This window comes from Robertkochia sediminum (genome assembly GCF_016786255.1).
Lineage (GTDB): Bacteria > Bacteroidota > Bacteroidia > Flavobacteriales > Flavobacteriaceae > Robertkochia > Robertkochia sediminum.
The window spans coordinates 217,841-242,376 of sequence record NZ_JADMKT010000062.1; the positions used below are offsets into that span (position 1 = coordinate 217,841).

22 protein-coding genes are annotated in these 24,536 nt (G+C 47.6%); 5 read left to right on the plus strand and 17 right to left on the minus strand.

Translation table 11 applies throughout. The features are described 5' to 3' along the window. Positions 1-86 precede the first annotated feature (86 nt). From IS446_RS01210 to IS446_RS01235, 6 genes are all read right to left on the minus strand, one after another. On the minus strand, positions 87-833 hold the full coding sequence (locus tag IS446_RS01210; protein WP_203057520.1) for a hypothetical protein: 747 nt from the start codon (positions 831-833) through the stop codon (positions 87-89). Then, the gene (locus IS446_RS01215) at positions 830-1,240 is read right to left on the minus strand and encodes a hypothetical protein (protein WP_203057522.1); all 411 of its coding nucleotides are present in this window, start codon (positions 1,238-1,240) and stop codon (positions 830-832) included. Before IS446_RS01215 ends, IS446_RS01210 begins: the two co-directional genes overlap by 4 nt. A gap of 3 nt (positions 1,241-1,243) precedes the next feature. After that, positions 1,244-1,711: a hypothetical protein gene (locus IS446_RS01220; protein ID WP_203057524.1), complete on the minus strand. Its 468-nt coding sequence runs from the start codon at positions 1,709-1,711 to the stop codon at positions 1,244-1,246. A gap of 41 nt (positions 1,712-1,752) precedes the next feature. Next, positions 1,753-2,385, minus strand: coding sequence for a hypothetical protein (locus IS446_RS01225; RefSeq protein ID WP_203057526.1), 633 nt, complete (start codon positions 2,383-2,385; stop codon positions 1,753-1,755). A gap of 80 nt (positions 2,386-2,465) precedes the next feature. Continuing rightward, positions 2,466-3,062 (minus strand): hypothetical protein, encoded by a 597-nt coding sequence (locus tag IS446_RS01230; RefSeq protein ID WP_203057528.1) that lies wholly within the window; start codon positions 3,060-3,062, stop codon positions 2,466-2,468. Between the two features lie 3 nt (positions 3,063-3,065). Further along, positions 3,066-4,085 carry a helix-turn-helix transcriptional regulator gene (locus IS446_RS01235; protein ID WP_203057530.1) on the minus strand — a complete coding sequence of 340 codons (1,020 nt, stop codon included), beginning with the start codon at positions 4,083-4,085 and terminating at the stop codon, positions 3,066-3,068. 267 nt (positions 4,086-4,352) lie between these two features. On the opposite strand from IS446_RS01235, the gene IS446_RS01240 reads away from it, so the two are divergent. After that, the gene (locus IS446_RS01240; RefSeq protein ID WP_203057532.1) at positions 4,353-5,087 is read left to right on the plus strand and encodes a Swt1 family HEPN domain-containing protein; all 735 of its coding nucleotides are present in this window, start codon (positions 4,353-4,355) and stop codon (positions 5,085-5,087) included. A gap of 36 nt (positions 5,088-5,123) precedes the next feature. Here the strand turns inward: IS446_RS01240 and IS446_RS01245 are convergent, their stop codons facing one another. The 6 genes from IS446_RS01245 to IS446_RS01270 all read right to left on the minus strand — a co-directional run bounded on the left by IS446_RS01245 (position 5,124) and on the right by IS446_RS01270 (position 8,840). Next, positions 5,124-5,900, minus strand: coding sequence for a hypothetical protein (locus IS446_RS01245; RefSeq protein WP_203057534.1), 777 nt, complete (start codon positions 5,898-5,900; stop codon positions 5,124-5,126). A 44-nt stretch (positions 5,901-5,944) separates the two neighbouring features. Further along, positions 5,945-6,268 carry a hypothetical protein gene (locus IS446_RS01250; protein WP_203057536.1) on the minus strand — a complete coding sequence of 108 codons (324 nt, stop codon included), beginning with the start codon at positions 6,266-6,268 and terminating at the stop codon, positions 5,945-5,947. Between the two features lie 76 nt (positions 6,269-6,344). Continuing rightward, positions 6,345-6,890, minus strand: coding sequence for a hypothetical protein (locus tag IS446_RS01255; RefSeq protein WP_203057538.1), 546 nt, complete (start codon positions 6,888-6,890; stop codon positions 6,345-6,347). A 148-nt stretch (positions 6,891-7,038) separates the two neighbouring features. Beyond that, positions 7,039-7,926, minus strand: a complete 888-nt coding sequence (locus IS446_RS01260; protein WP_203057540.1) for a glycoside hydrolase family 25 protein — start codon at positions 7,924-7,926, stop codon at positions 7,039-7,041. A 46-nt stretch (positions 7,927-7,972) separates the two neighbouring features. After that, positions 7,973-8,353: a PH domain-containing protein gene (locus tag IS446_RS01265; protein WP_203057542.1), complete on the minus strand. Its 381-nt coding sequence runs from the start codon at positions 8,351-8,353 to the stop codon at positions 7,973-7,975. Positions 8,354-8,429: 76 nt separating this feature from the next. Beyond that, positions 8,430-8,840 carry a hypothetical protein gene (locus tag IS446_RS01270; RefSeq protein ID WP_203057544.1) on the minus strand — a complete coding sequence of 137 codons (411 nt, stop codon included), beginning with the start codon at positions 8,838-8,840 and terminating at the stop codon, positions 8,430-8,432. 139 nt (positions 8,841-8,979) lie between these two features. Here IS446_RS01270 and IS446_RS01275 point away from each other — a divergent pair, with 139 nt between their 5' ends. Beyond that, complete coding sequence (locus tag IS446_RS01275; RefSeq protein ID WP_203057546.1) at positions 8,980-9,336, plus strand: hypothetical protein; 357 nt, start codon at positions 8,980-8,982, stop codon at positions 9,334-9,336. A 6-nt stretch (positions 9,337-9,342) separates the two neighbouring features. Here the strand turns inward: IS446_RS01275 and IS446_RS01280 are convergent, their stop codons facing one another. Then, entirely contained in the window at positions 9,343-9,720 is a 378-nt protein-coding gene (locus tag IS446_RS01280; protein WP_203057548.1) for a DUF805 domain-containing protein, read from the minus strand. 372 nt (positions 9,721-10,092) lie between these two features. Between IS446_RS01280 and IS446_RS01285 the strand changes: the two genes are divergently transcribed. After that, the gene (locus IS446_RS01285) at positions 10,093-11,916 is read left to right on the plus strand and encodes a Xaa-Pro dipeptidyl-peptidase (protein ID WP_203057550.1); all 1,824 of its coding nucleotides are present in this window, start codon (positions 10,093-10,095) and stop codon (positions 11,914-11,916) included. Between the two features lie 12 nt (positions 11,917-11,928). After that, entirely contained in the window at positions 11,929-13,944 is a 2,016-nt protein-coding gene (locus IS446_RS01290; RefSeq protein ID WP_203057552.1) for a M13 family metallopeptidase, read from the plus strand. Positions 13,945-14,129: 185 nt separating this feature from the next. Here the strand turns inward: IS446_RS01290 and IS446_RS01295 are convergent, their stop codons facing one another. Together IS446_RS01295 and IS446_RS01300 are read right to left on the minus strand one after the other, a co-directional pair. Next, complete coding sequence (locus tag IS446_RS01295) at positions 14,130-20,450, minus strand: alpha-2-macroglobulin family protein (protein ID WP_203057561.1); 6,321 nt, start codon at positions 20,448-20,450, stop codon at positions 14,130-14,132. A 191-nt stretch (positions 20,451-20,641) separates the two neighbouring features. Then, the gene (locus tag IS446_RS01300) at positions 20,642-21,082 is read right to left on the minus strand and encodes a nuclear transport factor 2 family protein (protein ID WP_235996359.1); all 441 of its coding nucleotides are present in this window, start codon (positions 21,080-21,082) and stop codon (positions 20,642-20,644) included. Positions 21,083-21,185: 103 nt separating this feature from the next. Here IS446_RS01300 and IS446_RS01305 point away from each other — a divergent pair, with 103 nt between their 5' ends. Continuing rightward, positions 21,186-22,121: a carbon-nitrogen hydrolase family protein gene (locus tag IS446_RS01305; RefSeq protein WP_203057563.1), complete on the plus strand. Its 936-nt coding sequence runs from the start codon at positions 21,186-21,188 to the stop codon at positions 22,119-22,121. A 206-nt stretch (positions 22,122-22,327) separates the two neighbouring features. On the opposite strand, the gene IS446_RS01310 is transcribed toward IS446_RS01305, so the two are convergent. Then, on the minus strand, positions 22,328-22,783 hold the full coding sequence (locus tag IS446_RS01310; protein ID WP_203057565.1) for a YybH family protein: 456 nt from the start codon (positions 22,781-22,783) through the stop codon (positions 22,328-22,330). Positions 22,784-23,113: 330 nt separating this feature from the next. Beyond that, entirely contained in the window at positions 23,114-24,487 is a 1,374-nt protein-coding gene (locus IS446_RS01315; RefSeq protein WP_203057567.1) for an Ig-like domain-containing protein, read from the minus strand. Positions 24,488-24,536 lie beyond the last annotated feature (49 nt).

Consider the following 24,536-nt stretch of genomic DNA (forward strand, 5'->3'; position numbering starts at 1 on the left):
TTCACGGTTCGGTCAGGGTTTATAAAGTTAGTCAGAGCTGTAAGAAATACTTTACGGCTTCCCTCAATTGAGCACCTTTTATTTCCTCAAAAAGGAAACTCCGGATCGGTCGGTTTTTGAGGGGTATTGGTGCATTTACTGATGTTGTAATTCCCCATTCCGTCATGGGTGATCACCTTGCGCATTACGAACTCCTCCTTTTCATTGTAAAAGCTGAGCGCCGTTGCACCGGGATGACAATGCCTGCAGATATCTCCTTTGACATCGAGTTCGTGTATGCCCAGCTTTCGCAGAGCCTCAAACTCCCTTTCCAGTTCCGCTTCAAATTCCTTTGGGGTATTGCTGTTCACGCTCATGAGCGGCCGGCAGATGAGGCGGGCCACATAACTGTCCAGATCGCAGTAGGCTAACGCCACATAACCGATGAGCAGGTTCATGGGCATGATGAGTCGGCCCATGAGCTGAGGAATGCCCCTGCCGCGCTTGTGGTAGTCGGGTTCTACATGCCGGAACCAGTGAAACAGGCTGTCTGATCGTTCGTATTGGTAATTGAACAAACTCAGGGAGGGATCGTACCACGGATTATAAGGGTCAGTGGCCATGAGGAGCGAATAATTATCGTAAAGACTGTTTTCCGGATCGGGATTGAAACCCAGCATGATATCAGCTTCCGGATACAGGCGGTGCAATTGCTTCAAGCGCTCATTATCGAAGATATCATCTTCATAGGCATTTATAAAAAAGTATCCACCAATCCCTTCATTCACCGGCTCCATAAAGAGGTGCTCCAATACGGTTTTCGGGTCTTTGATGAGTTCCGGTAGTTCGATCATTGTACTGTAGTTTGAAGTTGAATATCAGGGTCGAGTTGTTCTGTGGTTTCAAGGAGCAAGGTCTCCTGCGGAAAGCAGATCACCGCACGGAGCTGTTCCAGTTCGGCCATCAGAGCGCATACGAAACTTTTGATGGTGCTGCTCAGAGTCGCTTCCTCCTGAGGGAATTTGGGATACTGAATAAAATGTAGCGTGAAGCAGGGCTCCCGCTGACCCAGGAAAAGGATCTCACTGAAGCTCAGCCTTACGCTAACCGGCACCCCGGTGGTGGCATACACATGACGCTGCACCCGCTCCACAGCACTCCTTACCTCCTCTTCTGAAAGGAGCAATTTGGTGAAACTTCGATAGCGGCCGAGGGTGGCTTCCACAGAAAATGAGGGCTGACTCAACACATTCACGATCATCGCTTAGGCTTTTTGGTCGAATTGGTCCATATCTTCTTTTTTCATAAAGGCATTACATAGCCTGAGATCCAAAAGCGCTCCATCTTCAATTCGACAAAGGATGGCAAAAGAGCGCCGCCTGTGTACCAGGTTATGAGGCTCCGGAGCGCCCGTGTGGTGATACGTATTGGTGTATACGGTAACGTGGCGACCGTATTCACATACCAAACAGCGGCTGGCATGGGTTTCATGGTCATATGTCCTTGTTTCCCATTCCGTTTTTTTCCAGGAATTGATATCTGCCCTCATGAGTTTATAAAACTCCTGAATGTCCGGATGATCGTAGATCTTAAATTGCCTCAGAAAAACTTCGAATCCTGCCGGGATGACCAGCCGACATACCTGTCCGAGCATTTTGCGGAATTTGGCTTCTTCTTCCGGGGTGAAGGTGCGAATGACTTCTTTCGCTTTGGTTTTCGGTGTGTTGTTCATGGTTTAAATTGGTTTTAGGTTGTAATGGCTATTATTTCGGTCTACTTCTGCACTATGGGTGCAATGACTTTTTGCTCATAGTCGATAGCTACCGGACTGTCAAAGCGCATATAATTCCTTCCGATAAAGGCACTGCAATCATAGCCGGTTTCCAGTAGCGTCTCTATAAGTTTCCTAAGGTGAATACCCCGCGTGCTCGTCCAGCTTTTCAGGGAAATCTCCTCATTATACACATCGACCAGGTAGGGAATATCCTTTTCCGGATCGATAATGCGGAAGCGTTCATTTGCGCGTATATGACTCTGCTCACGTGTCAATGGGATCTCCAGAAGGGGTTCCCCCTCACCTTCCGCAGGGAAGGTGAATGAGGAGGGAAGCATAAGCAGGTAGCGTATTTCTTTTTCCACCAGGTTGAAATCTAACAACCGGAGAGGATCTACTGATACCGGACGGCCTTTGACATTGAAGAAAAATAAGCCTCCTTTAACCTCCCCAAAGTCGGTTCCGGAAGTATCCTTTATGCCCCAGAGGTCGATCAATACCGGTTTCAGGTCTTTCAACACGTGCACCTCATCAGGAAGGCTTTGCATCCAGGGCCGCAGAAAGACATAGGCCGCACGAAGGGGTTTCAGGCTACCTTTGTTGAGGAGATTAATCGAAATAAATGGGGTCATAAAACAAAGATTATCGGTTAACAGGTACAAAGATGAAAAGAAGGTGTGCAACATATTTACACACCACAGTGGTCCGGTCACTAAGACTGCATCAGGGCGTTTACCTCCCCCCTTTTACAGCAGTATCCGCAGGTCCAGGTTGCTTTATCGGCCTCGATATACATATGGTGGTTTCCTCGCGGACATTTCACCATCAGTACGCGTTTAGATCCGCTTACTGAAATGGCGTGGATCCCGGCGGACTTCAACTTTTGGTACAAGGGATGCTGCTCCCAGAATTCTTGATCTGCCCTGGCTTCTGCCTCAAGGCCTTGCAGCACCTGTTCGTAATCTTCTTTTTGTGCAACACCCGGATGGCAGAATCGGGTTATACGATAAAAGCCTTTGGTGCCTCTCACATACACCCCCCACAATTGCAGGGCCTGGGTAACTTCGGGAAGGTCATTAAGCCTTTCCTGGGCAACAATATGAGGCGTATCCGGCCAATCCATTACGCGGTGCACCAACTGCAGGTATCCGTCGTCGGTGACCACCCAGGACACCTCGATCGTTACCAGCTCAATGGCCTGGATCTCCATGTCGACAGAGAACAGTGTTTTTAGTTGGGCATCCGGATGTAATGGCCCGAAATGTCTGGACATTGTAATTCCGGTTTCCTGAATAGTGGTAGTGATCATGAATTACGAATACAGTTTTACCGTTTCCTCCAGACGTTCTTTGAGGCGCTCGCGTAAGCTCATCGGCGCCAGGACTTCCACGCGTTCACCAAACGCCAGAAGGATACTTTCCAGTTCGTAATTAGGCACCAACTGCAATTCGAAGATCACGTGCTCCCCTTCTTCCCGCCCCAGGGTTTGAGATCCGTGGATAGGTTTGGTACGGATGTAATCTGCCTGTTGCTTCGTGGCCTTGAGTACGATCTTCTCCTCTTTATCCTCCGGATACCGGGTTACCCCTACGATCTCATCGAAGTAATCGGTAAAATCAATATCGGTATTCAGGATGTAGGCATCATCGGCCTCGGTGATCTTTTCGATACGATCCAGGCCGAGGTTGGTCATGTTTTCATATCCCGGACGATGGCCGAATACAAACCAACGGCGGTTGTACTGTCTGAGGTGCCAGGGATGAAAAACAAAGGTCTCTGCTTCCTCCCGGCGGAAGGAACGGTAAGTCACTATGACTGCCCGGCTGTTGTTAATGGCATTGAAGAGCGTTCCCGTATGGTCATTCCCTTTGAGGTAGGCACTGTGATCGAAGCTCATGATCGGATCCTTATGGGTCTCCTGTGTGGCCATGCCCTTATTTACCTTTTTCAGGAGTTCACTCACCCATTCGAACTGGGGCATGCCCTCGAATCGGCCCAACACCTGCATGGCTGCCTCCAGCTGTTGCATTTCGGCATCGTTCAGGGGTTTGTTATTAATCGAGAACTTTGGATCCTCATAACGGATATAGGTTTTATGCCCTTTCTCATACCGATAGCTCTGTATGGGCGCCGACCATCCCTGATCTGACTTCATAAAGCGGATATCCTCGTAAATGATGCGCTTCTTCACCCCATCCGATTCCGGGTCAAGCTCCCAAAGGGCGTTGTTACAGGCATCCACCAGATCGTCGATGGTGTAGGTGCGACCGAAATTACTGAAGCATCGGTCGAGGACGTTGTAGCGTAGTTGGGCGTTTTTATTCTTAGGCATGGCGGTTGGTTTTTATTCGCTTTTGCTATGGCTTTAGAGGAGCTCATGAGCGCTTTGCAGTTGATTTCAGGACAAATGTAGAAAATAACTGTGCGTTTTATTTGCACAGTTACTATTATACTCCCTTTAAAGATAGAATGTAGCCCTTAAGCATCCTTGAGGTTAGCCGTAATGGGATGCCAAAAATTCTTAACGAAAACTTGCTTTAACAGCTACTTTTTCTTTAAGTCAACGATACCTATATTTATACATATAAAAAAGCCTCACATGAATACAGCTTCTACCTCTAACCTCAGCAAAGCCCTGGTATTATTCATTCACGAGATCAGAACCTTTATCACAGAAGAATTAGGAGAGCATTGGGAAAGGAAATATGTGATGTCACTAGCTACCCAACAGCAAGAGTTTTGGGGTAAACAGCGAGCAGAATACGATGATCCAAAGTATTTAATTGATTTTGGGAATCTCAAATCGTTCGCCCTGAACAACAAAGATTTCTTTTGGAAGTATTTCGATGTAAAAGCCCATAATCTCCCCTCCAACTTTGATGAGATCGCGGAAGCCCGGAATATGGTAGCGCATTACTCCCCTTTTGATCGGGATAAAGCTGACCTGGCCTTTAATCATATGGTTCGGATCACCCAAAAATTAGGCCTGACCACATTATCTGAAACCATTATAAGCCTGAAAGAAGACAAAATGCTTATTACAAGCAATAGCCCTGTAAAACCTACTCCTGCCAAGCGGAATGCTATTCAGGGTAAAAAGGTGGTTAAAAACTTCTCATTAAGTAGAAGTAAATACGGTCAAAATCTTACCCTTTGCTTTACAGATATTCATGGCAATCAGATAGAATACGATCATGACGCTGTACTAGATCAATTAGGTGAAAGAATTACAGGCCTGCCTTGCTGGCATAAGTACGGTACCTATACGAACTCCAAAAAACTACCCAAGTTTGTCGAAGGGCTAGAAACGGTGAAAATTATTTATAGTTCATAATCTCCCTAAAGAAAATTAATTTTCACAAGACCCAACTCAGTGTTCAATAGTATTCACCACCTTCCCCCACTGGTCGTATTCATGTATGGTAATTCGCCTTTGAGTCTCCTCTTCATAAAACCGATGCACGTGTATTGGGCGATCTTTTCTACCTTTTTTAAAAACGATCTGGCCTCCACACGAATGCTTCACTATTGGAAAAGCATAAAAATGAACGGCGTTAATCTCCCTGTTATCATCACCATGCAGAAGCACCTCTTGCCAATGATCGAAAGGTGTTGCCAATGCATCTTTATGCCCACAACCCAAACATCGCGGAGCTGGCTTTAGATCCTCATAAAACTTCTCTGATTCAGAAACATTCACGTCCATCCCGGGAGATGATCTAAGCTCTTTCAACTGATGCTCTAATTCCTGCAACTCCGACATACTTGCTGGCACCGGCCTGGTTTCAGACCTTCGCCGTCTAAAATACCCCGATCTTCTGTCGACAGAGGATGTGTTATATTTTTTCTTTAACGCTACGATTTGTTCTTCCAACACCCCGATCTTTTCAAGATGCCCCCGGAAAACTTCAAAATGTACAAATCCGCTTCCCATGAACCATGGGGTAAGATCCTCACATTTTTGGCAATAACAATACTGAATTAAAGAAGGCAACACCCCTTCAACAGGGTGATATTCCACCGTGTGCAACCTCACCGTTCGAGTGGACCTGTATCTGGAAAAATCACAATTGGAACACGAGAGTTCTCCGAGAGGCCCATCGTTGATGTTGCCATCTGTAAAGGTGAAATTATTTTGTCTGATCATAACTTTAATGGATTGGTCGATAATAGTTTATAACGTGTAGCACCTTAATGCTCCAGATAAAGAAAGAACCCTTCAACAGGCTTATGCTCCGGGGTGTTGACCACCTTATTGCGCACCCCATTCAGGTTGGGGATCACCACCCAGGGGTTGTCCTTATTCTTTAAGAATTCCCGAACACCATGCAGCCTGGTGTCTCCATTTAAATAGTATTTCTTGCCACCAAGAGTCAACCACAAAACGGCCGTATTCCCAGTGGCTTCCTGTCCAATTTCTGCGTCTTCTATCCCATCCTTTCGCATAACCATGCTCCATGCTTTTAAAATATTGAAGAACGCTTCTTTGGAGGTTAAAGGCTTTGCCTTACTCATTTTTTTGATATGCCGGCCATCGCTCGTTAAAAACCGGCTAAAGATTTCCTGAGTTATCATAGGTTCAGACTTTGTATTAATTACTGCTGTCAGCTTCTGCATTATTGGCATCCATTGCCATAGGAAGCTCATTAATGATCTCTAAGAGGTCCGGATGGATGGCCCCCTCAAAAAAGGTCTCATATTCGAGCTTATATTCCGTAAACTCGGCGATAATTCCAAGATTAGGAGATTCGGCCTTCTCGGGCACCAGAAGTAGAAAGCCCTCTGCTGTTCCGGCTTCTTCCTCCATGCTATCCGAATATTCCCATGTAAAAGCCACTTTGTAGAAATCGAAATACTCTTCACTTTTAGCGATCTTTCCTATCACCTCGGTAAACGCGATCGGACCAATACAACTGCCTCCGTCTTCCAGCCAGATGAACTCCAGCCATATCACTTCGGGGGCATCTTTAAAACGGAAGATCTCAATGCGGGTATCCGATTCCAGGGTTTCCTCCGTATAGTCATAGCCGTTGATCCAGCCTGCCTGAACGGTGGCTTTGGCAAGGAGCTCCCGTTCCCGCTGGGCATGAAGGGAAACAAATACAAGAAGAAGGATAATGGTTACGTGTAGTCTCATGGTATTAGTAGATTATGATTTTTCAAACCGATCTGATCAGGAAACACTATCGCATCACCTTCAAATGCTTCCTCAACCCGCGGTGCTTTCCGGAGCTATACAAAGCAAATCTATAAGGGCGTAGTGCAGTGAATTTGCACGATCCAGATCACTCCATACACATCTGCTTCAGGTCTTCAAGTTGCCCCTTAAAATCGTTCCCATCAACAGTGGTTCCGATACCCTTCACCCGCACATGCTCTGTGAATTGATGGAACGTCCACGCTTCATTCTTTAAACGGTGCTTCCCGGAGTACGCTGCGATCCATAGTGGATAATCGTCTACATGATCTTTGAGGATGTCCTGGTAAAAGGTGAGTCCGGTATAGATCATAGGCTTCACCCCATAGGCTTCTTCGGCGAGCTTTAACCAATTCAAAACGCCCTTTACCAGGTTCTCCCTCCCGTAAATGCTTTCCTTTTCCACATCGAGAATAGGAATGAAGTCGCCGGTTCCCAGTGCTACCTGCGAGCGATAATTTTCAAATTGCCTAGTCGAGTTCTCATTAGGGCGGTAATAGTGGTATGCTCCGCGGATATAGTTGTGCTCCTTCGCCTTTTTCCAGTTCTCCTTAAAGTGCATATCGCGACCATCGGCACCCATGGTGGATCGTATAAATACATACTCAATAGGATGGCGGGAGGTTCGCACTTCCTTCCAGTTGATCCTGCCCTGATAATGGGACACATCGATTCCAAAAATGTATTCTGAACTGGAGATAGAGGTATTCTCTGCAATATATGCCAAAGTCATTCCGTCGTGCACTTTCAGGCCCACCAGCCCCAATATGATCAAGACCTGGATGACAATAACCGGGAGTAATACCTTGCGGCTTGCTGTCCTGGATCCCAATAACTTATTCTGCTGCGGACCATAAAGCCAACGTAATAAGAAAGCAAGGCCAATGATCAAAAGCACCAAGCCGATGGCGATCGCCCAGAATCGGAAGGGGTGGATGGCTTTGTAATCGATTAGTGTGTAAGAGAGGTTGCTCAAGGGTGGTTATTTTAAAATGTATATTGGAAAGGTGAGCACTCTCATCTTAAGAAACCACCTTCTCCGTCAGATACTTCTGCACCTCGTACACATCAATGCTTTTGTTGAACTTCTTGCTTACCGAAGGCGTGTTTTCGCTGGAGATCCAGATCTTGAGTTCGGCATCGAGGTCGAAGGTGCCAGCAGTCTCCAAAGAGTAGCGGGAAATGCTTTTATACGGCAAGGATTTGTATTCCACCTTGCTGCCGGTTAATCCCTGAACATCGATCAGGATCAGGCGTTTACTGGTGAACATGAACACATCGCGGAAGAGCTGGAATCCCAGCTCGATCTCCTCGGTATCAGTGAGAAGTCGTCCGTATTTTGCCTTAAGTTGCTCCGGGGTGACCTGACTGGCATTGCCCAGAATCTTATTGAAGAGTCCCATATTTCAGCAATTTTTAAGGGTTTTCGTTTATAACGTTAAGAAAGTGCCTGGATATAAAAACACGATATACAATCCTTTACTGTCGTAAGAATTCTGTCGTAGAGGCCTGTTTCCAAATAATGACGTTATCCCTTACCAACTCAAAACTGTAAACAACAGTTTGTCCGCCCGGAATATTCATCTTCATTTCATAAAAGGTTTCGGTACTTGTGTTTTCTACACTCACCTCTTCCCCTGCATTAACATAAAACTCTCCCGCCTCCTTAAGGCTGTATTCCAAAGTGGGCTGAAGGCTGATCACATCATCCGATGTAAACCGAAATCCCTGATCAGGACCACCAAAGGTATCTTCAACCAACCAAGTGCCCTGGATCCATTCCGGCGGACGAATACCGACGTCACCACCGGAAGCGTCGTCGTCCTTAGAACAGGAAACAAGGGTAAGCACAAAGATGAACAGAAAGCTAAACGTAATTTTTTTGATCATAGTCAGGTAAATTTGGAAGCACAAATTAGAACATTTTCTATTGCTTTCCTTGAGGAAACCCGTAATGATTTACCTACGCTGTGTGTTATTTTTGAACTGGGTTTCCGCTATCCCAGGAAAGCCCCAAAACCACCAACCTATGCAATCTGAAAAACTACTGACCCTTATTAACGGAAGTAACCGTATCACGATAAACGAATTAACTCTCGGAGACACTCATTATTACTTTTGGTTTAACGGCGAATTTGACCACGACCTCCCAAAACGAGGAAAAGGATCACTCTACCCCTGTTTTGAAGCCCTGTGGGATGCCTTTCCTTTTGATCCGTTTCAATGCACCCCGGAGATCGAAGCTCCCCTACCAGGTCATATTCGGGAGTTTCTATCTAATAATCTCGCTATTAAAAATGCCATCGACATGAAAGAGGTGCTGCACATGGATGCATGGGAGTCCTGTTTATCTGCTCTCGTCGCAATACCGGAGGCACATATCTGAAAAAACTTAAGCCAACGTCATCTCCTCCTTTGGGTTTGGCCCCCATTTATTGGTACCTGAATGCCCCTTGGTTATATACAGCACGAATAACCAGATCGTCCCGATCACAGGAATGACGCCAATTAACAACATCCAACCGCTTTCACCAACATCGTGTAATCGCCTTACCCTTACAGCTAAAGCGGGGATGAAAACTGCAAGCAAATACAACACAGAAAACACCCCGTACAAATTATCGGGGCTGCTGGTTCCCACAACATGATCGATCATCAGAGCCAAAAAAATAAGGATCTTATTGATCACAAAAAACATCCAAAATTCTGTTCTTCCCGCCCTGCCGGAAAAGTCGGCATATTGTTTAAAGCATTTTAAATACCAGTTCATCGTGTCATGTTCTTTAGGATCTTGTTAAAAGTTCTTTGAGTTGGATTTCAACCTGCAAGGAATACAACCGCATAGGATATCTGTTTCCTGATCTTATTGAAGCACCGCCTTTTTATTTATTCAGCGTTTAAAGTAAGAATTTTTATTCATTATGACGGATCCTTCTTGACTGCCGATCAGATGTTTACGGCAACGAAAGCAACTTCTCGCATGGACTTCTTCAAATAGGGCAGCTTCCTTTAGGGATTGATCTTTTCCTGTTTCAGAAGCTTTATTTACTCCTCCTTAGACGCCGTTGTAGACCATCAGTATTAAGAATATTTTCTTAGCTTAGACGAACACCAAATAAAACCACCATTACCAACCACTATCATGATAACCCGTACCCATTCCTTTTATTTGCTATTTCTTACCTTTTTTGCCCACGCCTCCCTGCTCATTGCACAACCCGCTGCAAAAGCGCAACCTGTTTTCGAGAACGGGGAAGCACAGATCGTCGATGCTTTTAATGATCCTGAGTCGTGGATCCGCCATGAGCTCTGGGTGGAAACCTCCTTTGATACCGATGGCGACGGGAAACCGGACCGCATGCATGTGGCCGTGACCCGCCCGGAACAAACAGAAACGGAAGGACTCAAATTACCCGTGATCTATGTGACCAGTCCGTACTTTGCCGGTGTAGCAAGAGGTTCCGACTGGTTCTGGGAAGTAGCACATGAGCTGGGCGAAATAAAAGAACGCACCTTCCACCCGGAAGTGACTCGCGTGGAACGTCCTTTTATCTCTAAATCACACATCAACAAATGGGTGCCACGGGGTTATATCGTGGTACACTCCTCCTCCCCGGGAACAGGTCTGTCACAAGGTGCACCTACCGTGGGTGGCGATAATGAATCCCTCGCCCCAAAAGCCGTGATCGAATGGCTTTGCGGCAGGGCTAAAGGATATACTGCGCCCTATGGCGGAGAACCTGTAGAAGCCTTCTGGAGCACCGGAAAGGTGGGAATGACCGGAACGTCCTATAACGGGACCCTGCCCCTGGCGGCAGCCACCACAGGAGTGGAAGGACTGGAAGCCATCATCCCTATTGCGCCCAACACCTCGTATTACCACTACTACCGCTCCAACGGACTCGTACGATCGCCTGGAGGCTATTTAGGGGAAGATATCGATGTGCTCTACGACTTCATTCACAGTGGTGAGGAATCAAAAAGACCCTATAACAATGCTACCGTAAGAGATTCCATCATGAAGAACGGTATGGATCGCATTACCGGAGACTATAACGACTTTTGGGCCGATCGCGATTACCTCAATGAAATGGCGCCCATGAAGGCCGCCCTGCTCATGTCGCATGGCTTCAATGACTGGAATGTGATGCCGGAACACAGTTACCGCATCTATAAAAAAGCAAAGGAAATGGGACTGCCTGCGCAAATCTATTATCATCAGGCTGGTCATGGCGGACCGCCACCGATCACCCTGATGAACCGATGGTTTACCCGCTACCTTCACGGCGTGGAAAATGGGGTGGAGAACGACCCTAAGGCCTGGATCGTGCGGGAAGATGCTCCGCGTGAGCAACCTACCCCCTATGCCGATTATCCGCATCCTGATGCTACCCCGGTTACCCTGCACCTGGCTGCAGGAAATCCTGAAGCAGGAGCTTTAACGCTTTCAGAGCCTAAAGAAGCTGCCACCGAAACCTTGGTGGATGACGTTACCTTTTCAGGAGCTGAGCTGGCCAAGACCGAAAGCTCTGCACACCGCCTGTTATACCTTACCCCTGAACTGAAGAGCGACCTTCATATTTCAGGGACGCCACAGGTTACCGTAACCCTGGCCAGTAATAAACCGGCTGCCAACCTTTCGGTATGGCTGGTATCCCTGCCATGGGAAGAAGGAAGCGATGTAAACATCTATGACAATATCATCACCCGCGGATGGGCAGATCCTCAGAATCACCAGTCGCTAAGAGAAAGTGAACCCCTGGAGCCCGGGAAATTCTACACCCTTACCTTCGACCTGAATCCGGATGACCAGGTGATCAGGGCGGGACAGCAGATCGGACTCATGATCTTTTCCAGTGACCAGGAGTTTACCCTGCACCCAAAACCCGGAACGGAACTTACCATTGACTTGAATAAAACCTCGATCACCTTGCCTGTTGTTGGTGGGGTTGAAAACTTTAAATAGAAAAAACCAACTATGAAAAATATTGCATTAACCCTTATTGCCCTGGCTACCCTCGGGGCCTGCGCTACACCTGAAGAGCAAAAAGAAGTGGTCCTGATCGAAGGGATCGATAACGCCATTAAACCCGGCGATAACTTTTTTCGCCATGTGAACGGCATCTGGTACGATTCCATTCAGATTCCGCCCTCTCAATCGGGGGTAGGTGCCTACCGCTTTATGAACTTTCCGCAGCGCATCCGACTGATGAACCTGTTGGACAGCGTTTCCAAACAGGAACATCCCATGGGAAGTATGGAGCAAAAAGTAGGTGACTTTTTCGCATCGGGAATGGATACCGCTACCATCAACAGCAGAGGCTATGAACCCGTAAAACCGGTATTGGAGCGTATTGACGCGATCACCGATGTGCCCTCTGTGATGCAACTGGTTGCTGAGGAATTCAAGGCCTACAATTCCTCTATTATGAGCATGTATGTAGGACCGGACGATAAGAACAGTACCATGAATATCGCCCATGCCACCCAAACCGGACTGGGTATGCCCGACCGTGATTATTATTTTAAATCAGACCCTACGGCCCAGGGCATTCAAGAAGCCTATAAGAACTACCTGGCCACCCTCTTTGAGCTTACCGGAGCAGATGCTGAAGCTGCTGCTGCCCAGGCGGAACTCGTATACGCTATCGAAAAGCAAATGGCCGAAGTACACCGTACCCGTGTGGAGCGTCGCGATGTAGAAGCCAATTACAACAAATTCGCAGTAGCCGACCTGGAAGCTAAACATCCGAATATCGGGTGGGAGGCCTTCCTAACCAACCTGGGAGCGAAAACTGATTCGATCGATGTGGGACAGCCCGACTATTACGACGCCCTGAACACCCTGTTAACCGCGATTCCGGTAGACCAGTGGAAGGTGTATTTGAAGGCGCATACTCTGAGCAATTACGCCAGCTACCTGAGTACGCCTTTTACCGATGCGCAGTTTGCCTACAGCAAGCTCCTTTCCGGACAGGCCGAACAGCAGGAACGCGGAGAGCAGATCGCCTCACAGATCGACGGGATGCTGGGAGAAGCCCTCGGACAGATCTACGTAAAGAAATACTTCCCGGAAGAAGCCAAAACGCGTATGCTGGAATTGGTGAACAATACCCAAAAAGCCTACGCCAAAAGGATCGATAACCTGGAATGGATGAACGACACCACCAAAATGAAGGCCAAGGAAAAACTCTTCGCCATCACCAAAAAGATCGGGTATCCCGATAAATGGCGCGATTACAGCGGGGTGGACATCCAACCCGGAAAATACTTTGAAAATGTAGCTGCGGCAACCAAAGCTGCTTTCCAATACAACCTCAACAAACTGGGCAAGCCGGTAGATCGTTCCGAATGGTATACCACACCTTCGACCGTTACCGCCTATTACAATCCGAGCGCCAATGAGATCGTATTCCCCGCAGGGATCCTGCAACCCCCGTATTTTGACTACAAAGCCGATGATGCCCTGAACTACGGAGGTATCGGAATGGTTATCGGCCATGAGCTATCCCATGCCTTTGACGACCAGGGAGCGCAGTTCGATAAGGACGGAAACGTGAAGAACTGGTGGACCGAAGAAGATTATGAGCAGTTTAAACAACGTACGGGAGCTGTAGCCGACCTCTATAGCACTTTTACCGTACTCGACACCCTGCACATTAACGGGGCGATGACCGTTGGAGAGAACACTGCTGATGTGAGTGGTGTTGCCGCGGCCTATGATGCCTTTAAGATGACCGCCCAGGGACAGGACACGACCAAAATAGGAGGATTTACCCCGGACCAGCGTTTCTTCCTATCGATCGCCAGGATCTGGAGGGTGAAGATGAAGGAGGAATATTTAAGATACTGGATACAGAACGATCCGCATTCCCCACCGATCTGGAGGGTTAACGGTCCGCTGATGAACACTCCGGCCTTTTATAGCGCCTTTGACGTTAAGGAAGGTGATGCCATGTATTTACCGGAAGAAGACCGTATCGTGGTTTGGTAGTTATCACCTTCGCTAACGCTCAGGTGAATTATAGATTTTAGATGATAAATTGTGAATGGTCTGAAGCATTACACTTCAGACCATTCTTTTTTTGACGGGCATTTCAATTCCAGTGGCTTACTTAAGCCAAAACCTCTCGATACGATTTCGCAAAACAAAATCACTCAAGGGGACACATTAAGCAATTACTCCTTAATCCTTATTCTTTCTCCCATACTTTGGGCTGAGAATTCCGGGGCGTACATACTTTTCAAGGTAGCAAACCCATTGGTGAAGGCCCCGGCGTGATTGGCACGCACCCGGTATTCGATCACATAAACGCCTTTAGGCATACTGTCAAAGAAAAAGTGGGTAGCCAGATCGCGCGTACTTTGATAATACCCCAGTCCGTCCTGCCATCGGTATCCTGAGATCACATCAACAGGTTCGAGTCCGCTGGCACGCAAATCTTCCAGGTGTAAGAACTCCAGGTCGCTACCTGCAGTGATCTCCAGGCGCACGGTTACCAGGTCGCCTACCTCGATGGGGGCTGTTTCATCAACCTTTACCAGGCGCGACCCTGCCATGGTCTCTTTTTGTACAAAAACCTTTTTTGTTACCGACAGGTCCTTACTACCCGAAGCCCTAACCTTATCGGCGGCTTCAAAATAGGTCCAGTACACCCCTCCGTAACCGGGTACCTCACTTTTATTCTTTACTGTTATCTCTGCCATCTCAGGAGTAACTTCCTTCGACGACCAACGTAACTGCATGTACCCTGTCCCTGCTTCTTTTTCGGTTTCACGTAGTTTAGCCGAACGAATGGTGTTATCGCCCAGACGAATTACCGTTTGATCTTTTACAGACAGCCAATCACTACCCTCCATAATGAGGGCATAGATAGCCTCAGTGGTAGCTTTGGTGGTGGGCCAGTTCTTTATTTGCTTCTGCCTTAACAACCATATTTTCATAGCGTCAAGTACTTCCTTCTTCTCTCCCGCCTTGGCAAATCCTTCGATGAGCAATGCCTGGGTCTCTACAGGACTGCGGTACCAGTACCAGCCTTTTTTATTGGCCTTCCAGTACATGCCGTATTGGGTTTCCATCACCGACTGTTCTTTTAAGGCAGTGATCATTTTTTGGGCCTGCTCTTCCTTATTCCAGGAGAACAGATAATTGACCATCAAGGCACGGACATACATTTCTTCCTTTAACCAATCTTGTGCGGCAACCGAAAGATACTCGTCAATCATGGCTGTAACCGCCTCCTCAGGAGGAAAGGCCTCCCGGTAAAAGGCACGCATATACAGGTAATGATGCACGGCAGTGGTGATCGCCGGTTTACCGTCCCTTTCTTTCATCCTCCGGAATCGTTCCAGGGCATAGGCGTCTGTCCAATGCAGGGCCTTTTCAATGATCTTCTTTTCCTGTGTTGTGTACTCTTTACGTTGTTCCAGCACCTTCAAGTGCCCGAATCCTGCCAGGATATGCCTGGTAATAAAGGCATTATCTCTCCCTCCGGAAAACCAGGGGAAAGCTCCGGAAGATAATTGCAACTCTTTGAGCTTTGCCAGGGTATTATTGCCCATGACCTCCAAGGTTGTTTCATCGAACAACGCCGACAGCCGTGCTCTCTGCTGCTTATCGCTCTGCAAGTCTTTAAGCCATGGGGTAGCCTTTAGCAGGGCTTGTTGCTTAGCTTCTTCTTGCTTATTGATGTTTTTACTGTCTGAAACCCATTGATCAAACACCGCCCTTATCTCCGGGTTCTTCGCGAGTAAATGTCCCCCGAGGGCATTAGCATAATAGCGGGCAAAGGTTTGTTCTGCACATTCATAGGGAAACTCGATCAGGTAGGGCAAAGAAGTAATGGCCGTCCACGTAGGGTTAGAGGTATACTCCAAGGAAAAAGAGAGGTCTTCTCTTGTAGCCGAAGGGACTTTCATATTCTCAAAACCTACGGTAGTGCTACTCCCCGGGGGCACCCACAGTGCATGGGATTCCATCAGCAACCTGCGGTTTTCGAGTACTGGGATAACACCCCCTTCTCCGTCGGTATGAGTGCCTGCACGGGCGGTGATCTTATATTCCAAACCTTGCAGTCCATTGGGTACCACAAGAGTCCAACGGGCCACACCTCCCCTTTTTGCGGGAATCGTAAGCAGCTGACTTTCGTTTTGCCCCTGGAAAAACATTTTCACCGACTTACCGGTGGTGGCATCGCGAAGTTCAAGACGTGCTTCTGCCTGCATGGAGCCTTCGGTGAGGTTTTGCAAGCGGGCGGTCAGTGTCAGGGTATCTCCTGAACGCATAAACCTGGGCAGGTTGGGCAACACACTAAGCTCTTTTTGGGTGACAGCATACTTTTCGGTATACCCCTTCTTAACCGCTTTGGTATGCCCCAGCAGCATCATTCGCCATTGGGTGAGGGCCTGGGGCGCCTTGAAGTTCAGGTAGAGACCTCCCTTTTCATCGGTAGTAAGGTGGGGCATAAAAAAGGCGGTTTCTCCAAGATCGGTTCTGACCTTCACCTCAGCCTCTCCCGGTGATACTGTTGTAAGCTGCTCTAAAATTTCTACTCCTGCTGCCTTTGAAACAAGGACACTGTCTGCCTCTTCTTCTATCGCATAACCCACAACGACCACCTCCTCAAGCGCCTGGGAATCGGCTTCAAGGCTTACATTAATCACTGCAGGTATTTTATCGATCACTATTCTTTGAGTTTTATAGCCGATGTAAGTAACCTCCAGCACATCACCTATTTTGGCATCCAGACTAAAAAGGCCATCGAAATCCGTTTGGGTACCCTGACTGGTGCCTTGAACTATAACGGTAGTTCCTGGAAGTGGAAGTCCGTCTTCATCAACCACTACCCCCTTAACATTTCCGGAGCCCTTATTGGTAATATCTCTGGGAATATACCTATTAAAACTTCGTTCCGGATCCCCAAGATCGAGTCCAAACCATTCCAGGTGAGGATAATTTTTTAGTTGTCTTGACAGGTTCTGTTTACGTCCATAATTCAACGATCTATAATTGCCAAGCATAAATTGGTCGGTGTAAAAATTAACCCCGACATAATAGGTATATGCCTCCCAGGTCAGGTCAGTCTCCCAACGATGCTCCTTGAATTCCTCCAGAGAGTAATCGTACATACTGGCCAGGAACTCTGCATTAGCCGCCTGCCCTACATGATCTGTTACCTTAAAGCTCCAGGTTTCCCCGGCATCGGGCAATAAGCGGTCACGAAAGCTCAGGGTCTCTACTTTTAGTCCGCCTTCAGTTTCCGGCAAACGTAGATTCTTATTATTTTGAAAGCTACTATTATTCCATACCGACAATACGCCTACCTGTATATTTCCTGAAATTTTTGACGATAAGGGTATCTTCAGGTTTGTGGTTCCCGGGGCGATCTCAATGACCTTGTCATAAAACAATTCGCCATTATGCACGGCATAAACCTGAACAGGTAGCCCATCAACAGCGGTACGAAGCGCAATTTTCAAGCGGCGCTCTTCACTTATTTTTAAGGGATCTGTCACCTCCCAGGACAGAAAGACAGGGTGGGTGATCGCTTTTTCATCAACCGGCAGTAATTTCAGGTCTTTACGCACCGAAAGGGTATCCCCGGCCTTGTTCTTTGCAAAAAGTTTCACCCTATAGGTGCCTGCTTTCCAGTTGGCAGCACCGGGCAATTCTACACGAATGGAATCATTGACCTCTCCTGTAAACTCAAAAACCGGATCCCCTTCAGGCCAGTGCTCTTGTAATTCGACAGCCTCATAAACCTCGTGAGGAAACAATTCGAGATACTTTTGCTTATCGAGATATTGCCAATCAACAAGATCCCATCGTTTTGCCAATAACAGTCGTTCCGGCGCAATTAAGGGAACCACCTGGATATCAACCGAAGCCTCTGCCGGCAAGCCGTTCAGATCGGTTGCCGTAAGCTCCAAAGCGATCTTTTCATCGATACGGAAGGCTTCTTTCTGATGCATGTCCACCCTTAAGTTCTGATATCCCATTCTGAAGTCGCGTTCCCCGGTTCGTGTTTCCCCACTGATATCGGTCACTGTTGCTTCTATGGTATAATTAAACACAGGATATTCTTTTTTATCGGCCGTAACATCCGGAAGTGCAGGGAAGCTGATCATAAAATTACCATCGGCATCAGTGGTTGTAGTATCTGTGATGATAATCGTAGTATTTGCCGACATATATTCCCAAGGATCGTAGGCCTCTGTTCTCCTGGTTACCTTATATCGCACTTCGGCCTGATCAACAGGTGTACCCATAAAGGCCTGTGCCAATCCTTTGATCTGTACTGTATCTCCCAGGGCATAGTTGGTGCCCGGGGCTTCAAGGGCTACCGAAAACCGCGGACGCTTGTATTCTTCAACAGAAAAGTACACTTCCCGGTATTCAAAGTCATCCGGTTTCTCCCACCAGGGGTCATCATCTCCATCCTCGTTATAATCCTCATCCATTTCAATTGAAAATTCCCCGGTAAGCAATCCCATCGGTAGGGTATAGCTCCCACTGACACTCCCAAATTCATTGGTCTTTAACCTTTCATAATGAATCTCATCTCCATTGGTATCATAGATGTTAATGGTGACATACACCCCGGGCACCACCGAGGACTTCCCTTTACGGGTTTGGATGAGTAGCCCCTTATAGTATACAGTCTGGCCGGGACGGTAGATTGATCGATCAAGGAACAAACTGGCCTTCGCTAAAAACTCCTCATCTTCATCATCATCCCCATACCTACGTAAAAACACCTCGCTGGTTTTCAGGGTATCTCCCGGAGCCATAAGTTCGAGATATATATCACGTGATTTTCCTTCAGGTTTCTTAAAACGTATACGTCCGCGGGAGTCTGATTTTCCACTTTTATATGGCACCCCGTGCTCATAGGCTGTATATGACAAGTTGGCGAGTGCCAGCCCTGACTGACGGTCTACTGCGCGATATTCGATGTACTTATTGGTACTCAGGGTAAGCACCGCTATGGATGATACTTGTAATTCCTGATACCCAAACAGATCTTTTGGCCCCGGTTCGGGTGTTTCTGAAGCAACAAGCAGGTAGCGCCCGAGTGACAATGCGGGGAGATCGATCTCTGTGGTGTGTTCAAAATAATCAGTTCTGGGTTGCAATTGATAGAACCTGGTGATCACCGGCTTATTTGCCATCATATACTTTATGGCCTCTGCATCTCTATTGCCATATCGAGGGTCAGGTATATCGTTATCTTTCAGGGTATAGATATTTATATACAGGCTGTCGACTGCCTTAAACGCTACTTTGCTCAAAACAGGTTTTCCGGGTAATACCGTTCCCTGGGTGGTGAGGCTCAACTTAGGCTTTGCAATTCGGGGTTTGAGTATTCGTGCCATAATACCGCCATCGCTATCCGGATGATTTTCAAGCGCCCAATTCACATACTCCAATGCCCGGATACGATACTGTTTTAGTTCAGGGTCATTTTTACTATTACCGTAAGTGGTCTTATCAAAGAGCATTGAGGCCAGGGTGTGGGCGATCAATGCAGAAGCGGGATGATCTTCGTACTTATCTAAGGCCTGTTGCAGGGAATTAAAGAACAGGGAATCCTTTTGTTCGAGAAGTGTCTTTTTCCGGGCCTTCTCGAGGCGAAGGAGAAAGACATCTATCATGGCGGTAGTATCTGCTCTTTGATTGTGAATCGCCTCCAGTCGCTGGTAACCATTGAACGCTCTTCCTATGGAATGCACAGTGTCTTCTTCTACGAAAGTTAACTGTTGAAATTGATCGGGAAGTCCCAAAAGATGAGGACTTTTCAAATTGACCGAATCGATCTTTCTCGGAAGTCCCGGCCAGCTGTCTTCATGAAAATCAATAGCGCGATGGGCAAGGAGGTCGTAAAGGGTAGGCCGGTATGGAGCAGGTTTGTCTGCTTTGGTGAGTAAGATCCCGGCATCGGTAACATCAATGGCAAGTAGCTCTGAGGCCGGGACGAGAGACGCATCATAGCGTTTGTTGATCTCTTTTACCATGGTCAGGATATCCCACGACTGAAAGTTTGCAATATCAGGTTCCGCGGAAGTACTCAGGGGGGTGCGACGACTGATCCTGTATCTATTCTTTCGCAGGTATTGCTCCAGCATCCCGGCATACACTGATCGTAGCAGGTTTTTTGCAGGCACTTCAGCCCTATCGATCTCTTGTTCCAACCGCTTCAACACCTCGATCTCCGTGTCTTCAAACAACATCAGTTTGTACTTGGACCAATGCAGGTAAGCCTTGACCAACTGATAGGAATCCTTTTTCTTCGAGGCCCTTTTAAATATGGATTCCACAATGGGATAAGCACTTTGGGAAAGGCCCTGGACCTCCTGCTGATACACTTCTTCCCATTTTTTATCATACCAGGATTGGGCACTGGTCAATTGCGGAAGGAAGAAAAAGAGAATGAAGGTGATCCTGATCACAGACTTAAAACAGGAGGCAAGAGAAGGTTGATACATACTCAGAATGATCATGTTATTAACTAGTTAAATGTAGCTTTTATTCTACAAAAATGTAGTCAATTCGCGAATCAATTCATAAGTTGTTTAGACCGGGATGTTATTAAAGTCAATTTGAAAGACTGGTCTGTAATACCTTTTCGGACAGGTCTTAAGGTTGGCGCGGGCCTTCCTACTTATCTTGGGAAAGCATCACGAAGATAATGCTACTCATGTAAACTGATCACCCGGTGAATCTTCCAACCATTGGGAGTGTCTTTCCAAACCACCACAAACGTACTGGGAGCCGGCCTGCTATCGCCCTCCATATGGTTAATGAATATATGCTTGCCGATCTCAACCGCTCCGAACCCTGGCACCGGCGACACCTGTATACTTCCTTCCACTAACTCACGGCTTACCTTTCCGCAGATATTGTCCTTTATTGACTGTAGAAGCGCCTCCTTATCGGTTGACAGTCCGCCGCTATCGTGATAAAATTCCAGGTCTTCATCATAGATATCGGCCTGGGTCTCCATGTCGCAATTATTATAGGCTTCAAAGTATTTTTGATCCATAGCCTTGATGGCCTCGGTGAGGTCATCCTGGGCAAAACAGAAGAACGCATTGCCTAATAACAAGGCTGCTCCGGTAAATAATAATTTCATGATTCCGGTTTTTAATTGATGTACCTGTTAGTTGCAGGGTGGCATACTTTGTTACAAAACCTTTACCTTGTAACTCATAACCCGTAACCCGTAACGTTCAACAATGAAACTCGCTCTCGCACAGATCGCCCCGGTATGGCTCGACAAGCAAAAGACCCTGGAAAAGGTGGTGACCTATATCCAAAAAGCAGGAACAGAAAAGGCCGACCTCGTGGTTTTCGGGGAGGCCTTACTTCCCGGGTATCCCTTTTGGCTGGCGCATTTCAAGGGAGCGGAATTCGAGGCGGAGCACAATAAGAAACTCCACGCCCACTACCTTAAAAACAGCGTGTGTATTGAAAACGGCGACCTCCAACCGATATGTGATGCGGCCAAAACATCGGGCACTGCGGTCTACCTGGGGATCATGGAAAAACCCCAGGATCGCGGAGGCCATTCCCTCTACTGTTCCCTGGTGTATGTCGATAAATCGGGAACCATACGATCGGTGCATCGCAAGCTACAACCCACTTACGAGGAGCGCCTGTGCTGGTCGCCCGGTGATGGTAACGGACTAAAAACGCACGCCCTCGAGGAGTTTACCGTGGGCGGACTCAATTGTTGGGAGAACTGGATGCCCATGCCACGGGCAGCCCTCTATGCACAAGGGGAAAACCTGCATATCGCCGTATGGCCCGGAAACCTCAGCAATACCAAAAACATCACCCGGTTTATCGCCAAAGAATCCCGTAGTTATGTGGTTTCCGTAAGCGGGCTCCATACCAAAAATGACATCCCTGAAAACACCCCTTATTACGAGGAGCTCATCAAGGTCATGCCCGAGGTATCTGCCAACGGAGGTTCGTGTATTGCCGGTCCTGACGGGGAATGGGTATTGGAACCCGTCGTGGAAAGGGAAGGCCTTTTTACCGCAGATATCAGCATTGACAAGGTGCTGGAGGAACGCCAGAATTTTGATCCCTCAGGGCATTATTCCCGTCCGGATGTATTAAAGCTTCAGCTGAATAACGAAAGACAAGGCGTATTGAATCAAGATTAAAGAGTAAAGAATAAAGACAGGTTCCGGGAGTTGGGGAATCGGCCATTTACCCATTGCCCATTCGCCCTTTTGCTTTCTCCGCTTTCTTAGCGACTTGGCGACTTTATCCTTTTACCCACATTTGGGAGATCGGTTTGTCGCTTCGCTCCTCGCGAAGACAATGCGTTCTCTGGATACGAAGCCGCTTAGCAAAGGATAGCTTATCATTACTTATCCACAACCCTACTCCAGCTGTCCAGATACATCTTCCAGCCTTCTGCGGTCTTTTTCCATACCACCACATATTTACCCTTCCAGACTACAGTTTCTCCATTTTCATCCTGAGACGTGCCCGAATAATACCCGTAATCGTATGCGGTATCGCCTGAGACATGGATCTCTTCCGGAAATAAGTTATGCGAGGTCACCTCAGCCTCATTCTCATTATTCCAGTAGGCTTTAAGGTCATCTCCGCTAAGGATCTTGCTACCTGCCGGAAAGATCTTGGCATTGTCGGTATACATATTTGTCAGGGCTTCCCCATCACCGGCCACCAAAGCAGCAGAAAATGCGCGCATTTGTTCCAGAATGGCCTTTCCTTCCGCCTCATCTCCTGAAATGATCTGGGCATTACTCATTAAACTAAAGGTCAGGGCAAACAGCAATACAATTCTTGATTTCATATCTAGTTGATTTATTTTCAACAAGTTACGAATGTTTTAGGGAATAGGGATTCCTCCTTCGCTAAAGCTTTCTCCTTCACTTATTAGTTTCGGAGAACAAGGCGGACGATGAAATAGGGAATGGGGAATAATTATAGAGGATAGATGCACTCCCTTACCTCTTCACCTCTTTACACCTTTACTTCCCTTTGGCAGATCGCTTCAGTCACCATGTTCCTTCGCGAAAACATTTCCCTTTCACCCTGCGTAGCTTTAGCGAAGTAGGGCTTTAGCAAAAAACCCGGGAAGATCTCCCGGGTTTCTGGTTAGTAGGTATGTAAAAAGGATATGCTAATTCGATATCACTCCTTCCAGGTAAGAAATAAACGCCGATGAACCGTACATGGCACCCGCATCATGGGCGGCGTTGGGTACGGTGATCAGCTCGGTATGGTTTCCTGAAAAGTAGGTGTTCAGGTAGTTGTTGTAATTTTTTCCGCGTTCGAGCCTGTTGCTTCCCAGCAGTACGGCAGCACAATCGTCGGTATTCAAGGTTCCCGTGGTCGAGGTGTCGTTCTCCCCGTGAAAGAGGGTCATGTTCACCGCCGACAATCGCTGTACCACCTCGTTCTTCTCTACCCCGTCCAAATAGGCCGGAGCATAATCGTATCCGTATGGCCAGGAGGTGTATCCCCCGCAATTGGCAGGAGTACTCCAGCTGCCATTGGATTCATCGAAGCGCTGGCCTGTGGGGTAGAAAAAGTACTGACTGTTCAGCACGCTGTACCCAAAGTTCAGACCGGGGTGTTGCGCTGCTACCTCGCTGGAGAGGGCGTAGTAATGGGTGAAGCTCGCTCCGGAAGAATGGCCGGTAACCATCACATTAGCCATATCGGGAAAACGGGTATCTCCCGTAAACTCGTTGATCAGGGCATCGATCACCGCAAAGGAACTTACCGAGGTGCCGGCATTGCTGGCATTGGCACCAAAACGCCATGAGCTGCCCCAGAACAATTCGTCTCCACCTGCTGCAGCATCATCTTTAAAATACGGGGCGATCACCAGGGTCTTCCCTTCCAGTGCCGTTCCAGTAATGGTCTGGTTCATGATCCTGAAATAATTATCGGCATCACGGTTTTGACCGTGTACCACCACGATAAGATTTTTGATCCCGGCCCACACCTGCTCCGGGTCACCGGTGACATCGTAATTGCTGTAGAACTGGAATCCGTGACCGGTGCCATTCGCATCGATGGAAAACGAACGCAAACAGGCTGCTGTTCCCGAAGTACACGCGCTAAAGCTATTATCGGCTACCGTAGTAAACCTAAAGGTGAGTGCCTCTTGCAGGCGTTCTCCTTTTTCGCCCAGGCTTCCGGTACGCAGTTCGAATTGGTGTTCGGCCATAGGCGCAAGGTCATTCAGAGTAATATTCGCCGTAGCAGCCGCATTGGAGTAACTCACCTCAAAGGGTACAGCCCCGTTAGGGTCTGTAATGCTCAGCGCACTCTCAAAGGCCGATCGCTTCAGGGCCGATGAGAAATTTATACTGATCGTGGTATTCAGGGCCACCCCTTCAGGATTGCTCCTGCCATTCATTCCGCTTACCGTTACCCCGAAAACCGAAAGCGCCGGGGCGTCAGTCTCTTCGCTGCCGGAGCTACACCCCACAAGGGTAAGTAAGACCAGGCACAAAGGCATGAGGCGTTTAAAAAGATCATTCATAATAGATAGGGTTGGTTAAAAGTATGGGGATAAATATCGGGATTTCTCC

What these genes read in the sequence shown, in the direction of transcription:
- IS446_RS01210 (WP_203057520.1), bottom strand. Translation starts at nt 833, where the DNA reads ATGATCGAACTACCGGAACTCATCAAAGACCCGAAAACCGTATTGGAG.
- IS446_RS01215 (WP_203057522.1), bottom strand. Translation starts at nt 1,240, where the DNA reads ATGATCGTGAATGTGTTGAGTCAGCCCTCATTTTCTGTGGAAGCCACC.
- IS446_RS01220 (WP_203057524.1), bottom strand. Translation starts at nt 1,711, where the DNA reads ATGAACAACACACCGAAAACCAAAGCGAAAGAAGTCATTCGCACCTTC.
- IS446_RS01225 (WP_203057526.1), bottom strand. Translation starts at nt 2,385, where the DNA reads ATGACCCCATTTATTTCGATTAATCTCCTCAACAAAGGTAGCCTGAAA.
- IS446_RS01230 (WP_203057528.1), bottom strand. Translation starts at nt 3,062, where the DNA reads ATGATCACTACCACTATTCAGGAAACCGGAATTACAATGTCCAGACAT.
- IS446_RS01235 (WP_203057530.1), bottom strand. Translation starts at nt 4,085, where the DNA reads ATGCCTAAGAATAAAAACGCCCAACTACGCTACAACGTCCTCGACCGA.
- IS446_RS01240 (WP_203057532.1), top strand. Translation starts at nt 4,353, where the DNA reads ATGAATACAGCTTCTACCTCTAACCTCAGCAAAGCCCTGGTATTATTC.
- IS446_RS01245 (WP_203057534.1), bottom strand. Translation starts at nt 5,900, where the DNA reads ATGATCAGACAAAATAATTTCACCTTTACAGATGGCAACATCAACGAT.
- IS446_RS01250 (WP_203057536.1), bottom strand. Translation starts at nt 6,268, where the DNA reads ATGAGTAAGGCAAAGCCTTTAACCTCCAAAGAAGCGTTCTTCAATATT.
- IS446_RS01255 (WP_203057538.1), bottom strand. Translation starts at nt 6,890, where the DNA reads ATGAGACTACACGTAACCATTATCCTTCTTCTTGTATTTGTTTCCCTT.
- IS446_RS01265 (WP_203057542.1), bottom strand. Translation starts at nt 8,353, where the DNA reads ATGGGACTCTTCAATAAGATTCTGGGCAATGCCAGTCAGGTCACCCCG.
- IS446_RS01270 (WP_203057544.1), bottom strand. Translation starts at nt 8,840, where the DNA reads ATGATCAAAAAAATTACGTTTAGCTTTCTGTTCATCTTTGTGCTTACC.
- IS446_RS01275 (WP_203057546.1), top strand. Translation starts at nt 8,980, where the DNA reads ATGCAATCTGAAAAACTACTGACCCTTATTAACGGAAGTAACCGTATC.
- IS446_RS01280 (WP_203057548.1), bottom strand. Translation starts at nt 9,720, where the DNA reads ATGAACTGGTATTTAAAATGCTTTAAACAATATGCCGACTTTTCCGGC.
- IS446_RS01285 (WP_203057550.1), top strand. Translation starts at nt 10,093, where the DNA reads ATGATAACCCGTACCCATTCCTTTTATTTGCTATTTCTTACCTTTTTT.
- IS446_RS01290 (WP_203057552.1), top strand. Translation starts at nt 11,929, where the DNA reads ATGAAAAATATTGCATTAACCCTTATTGCCCTGGCTACCCTCGGGGCC.
- IS446_RS01295 (WP_203057561.1), bottom strand. Translation starts at nt 20,450, where the DNA reads ATGATCATTCTGAGTATGTATCAACCTTCTCTTGCCTCCTGTTTTAAG.
- IS446_RS01300 (WP_235996359.1), bottom strand. Translation starts at nt 21,082, where the DNA reads ATGAAATTATTATTTACCGGAGCAGCCTTGTTATTAGGCAATGCGTTC.
- IS446_RS01305 (WP_203057563.1), top strand. Translation starts at nt 21,186, where the DNA reads ATGAAACTCGCTCTCGCACAGATCGCCCCGGTATGGCTCGACAAGCAA.
- IS446_RS01310 (WP_203057565.1), bottom strand. Translation starts at nt 22,783, where the DNA reads ATGAAATCAAGAATTGTATTGCTGTTTGCCCTGACCTTTAGTTTAATG.
- IS446_RS01315 (WP_203057567.1), bottom strand. Translation starts at nt 24,487, where the DNA reads ATGAATGATCTTTTTAAACGCCTCATGCCTTTGTGCCTGGTCTTACTT.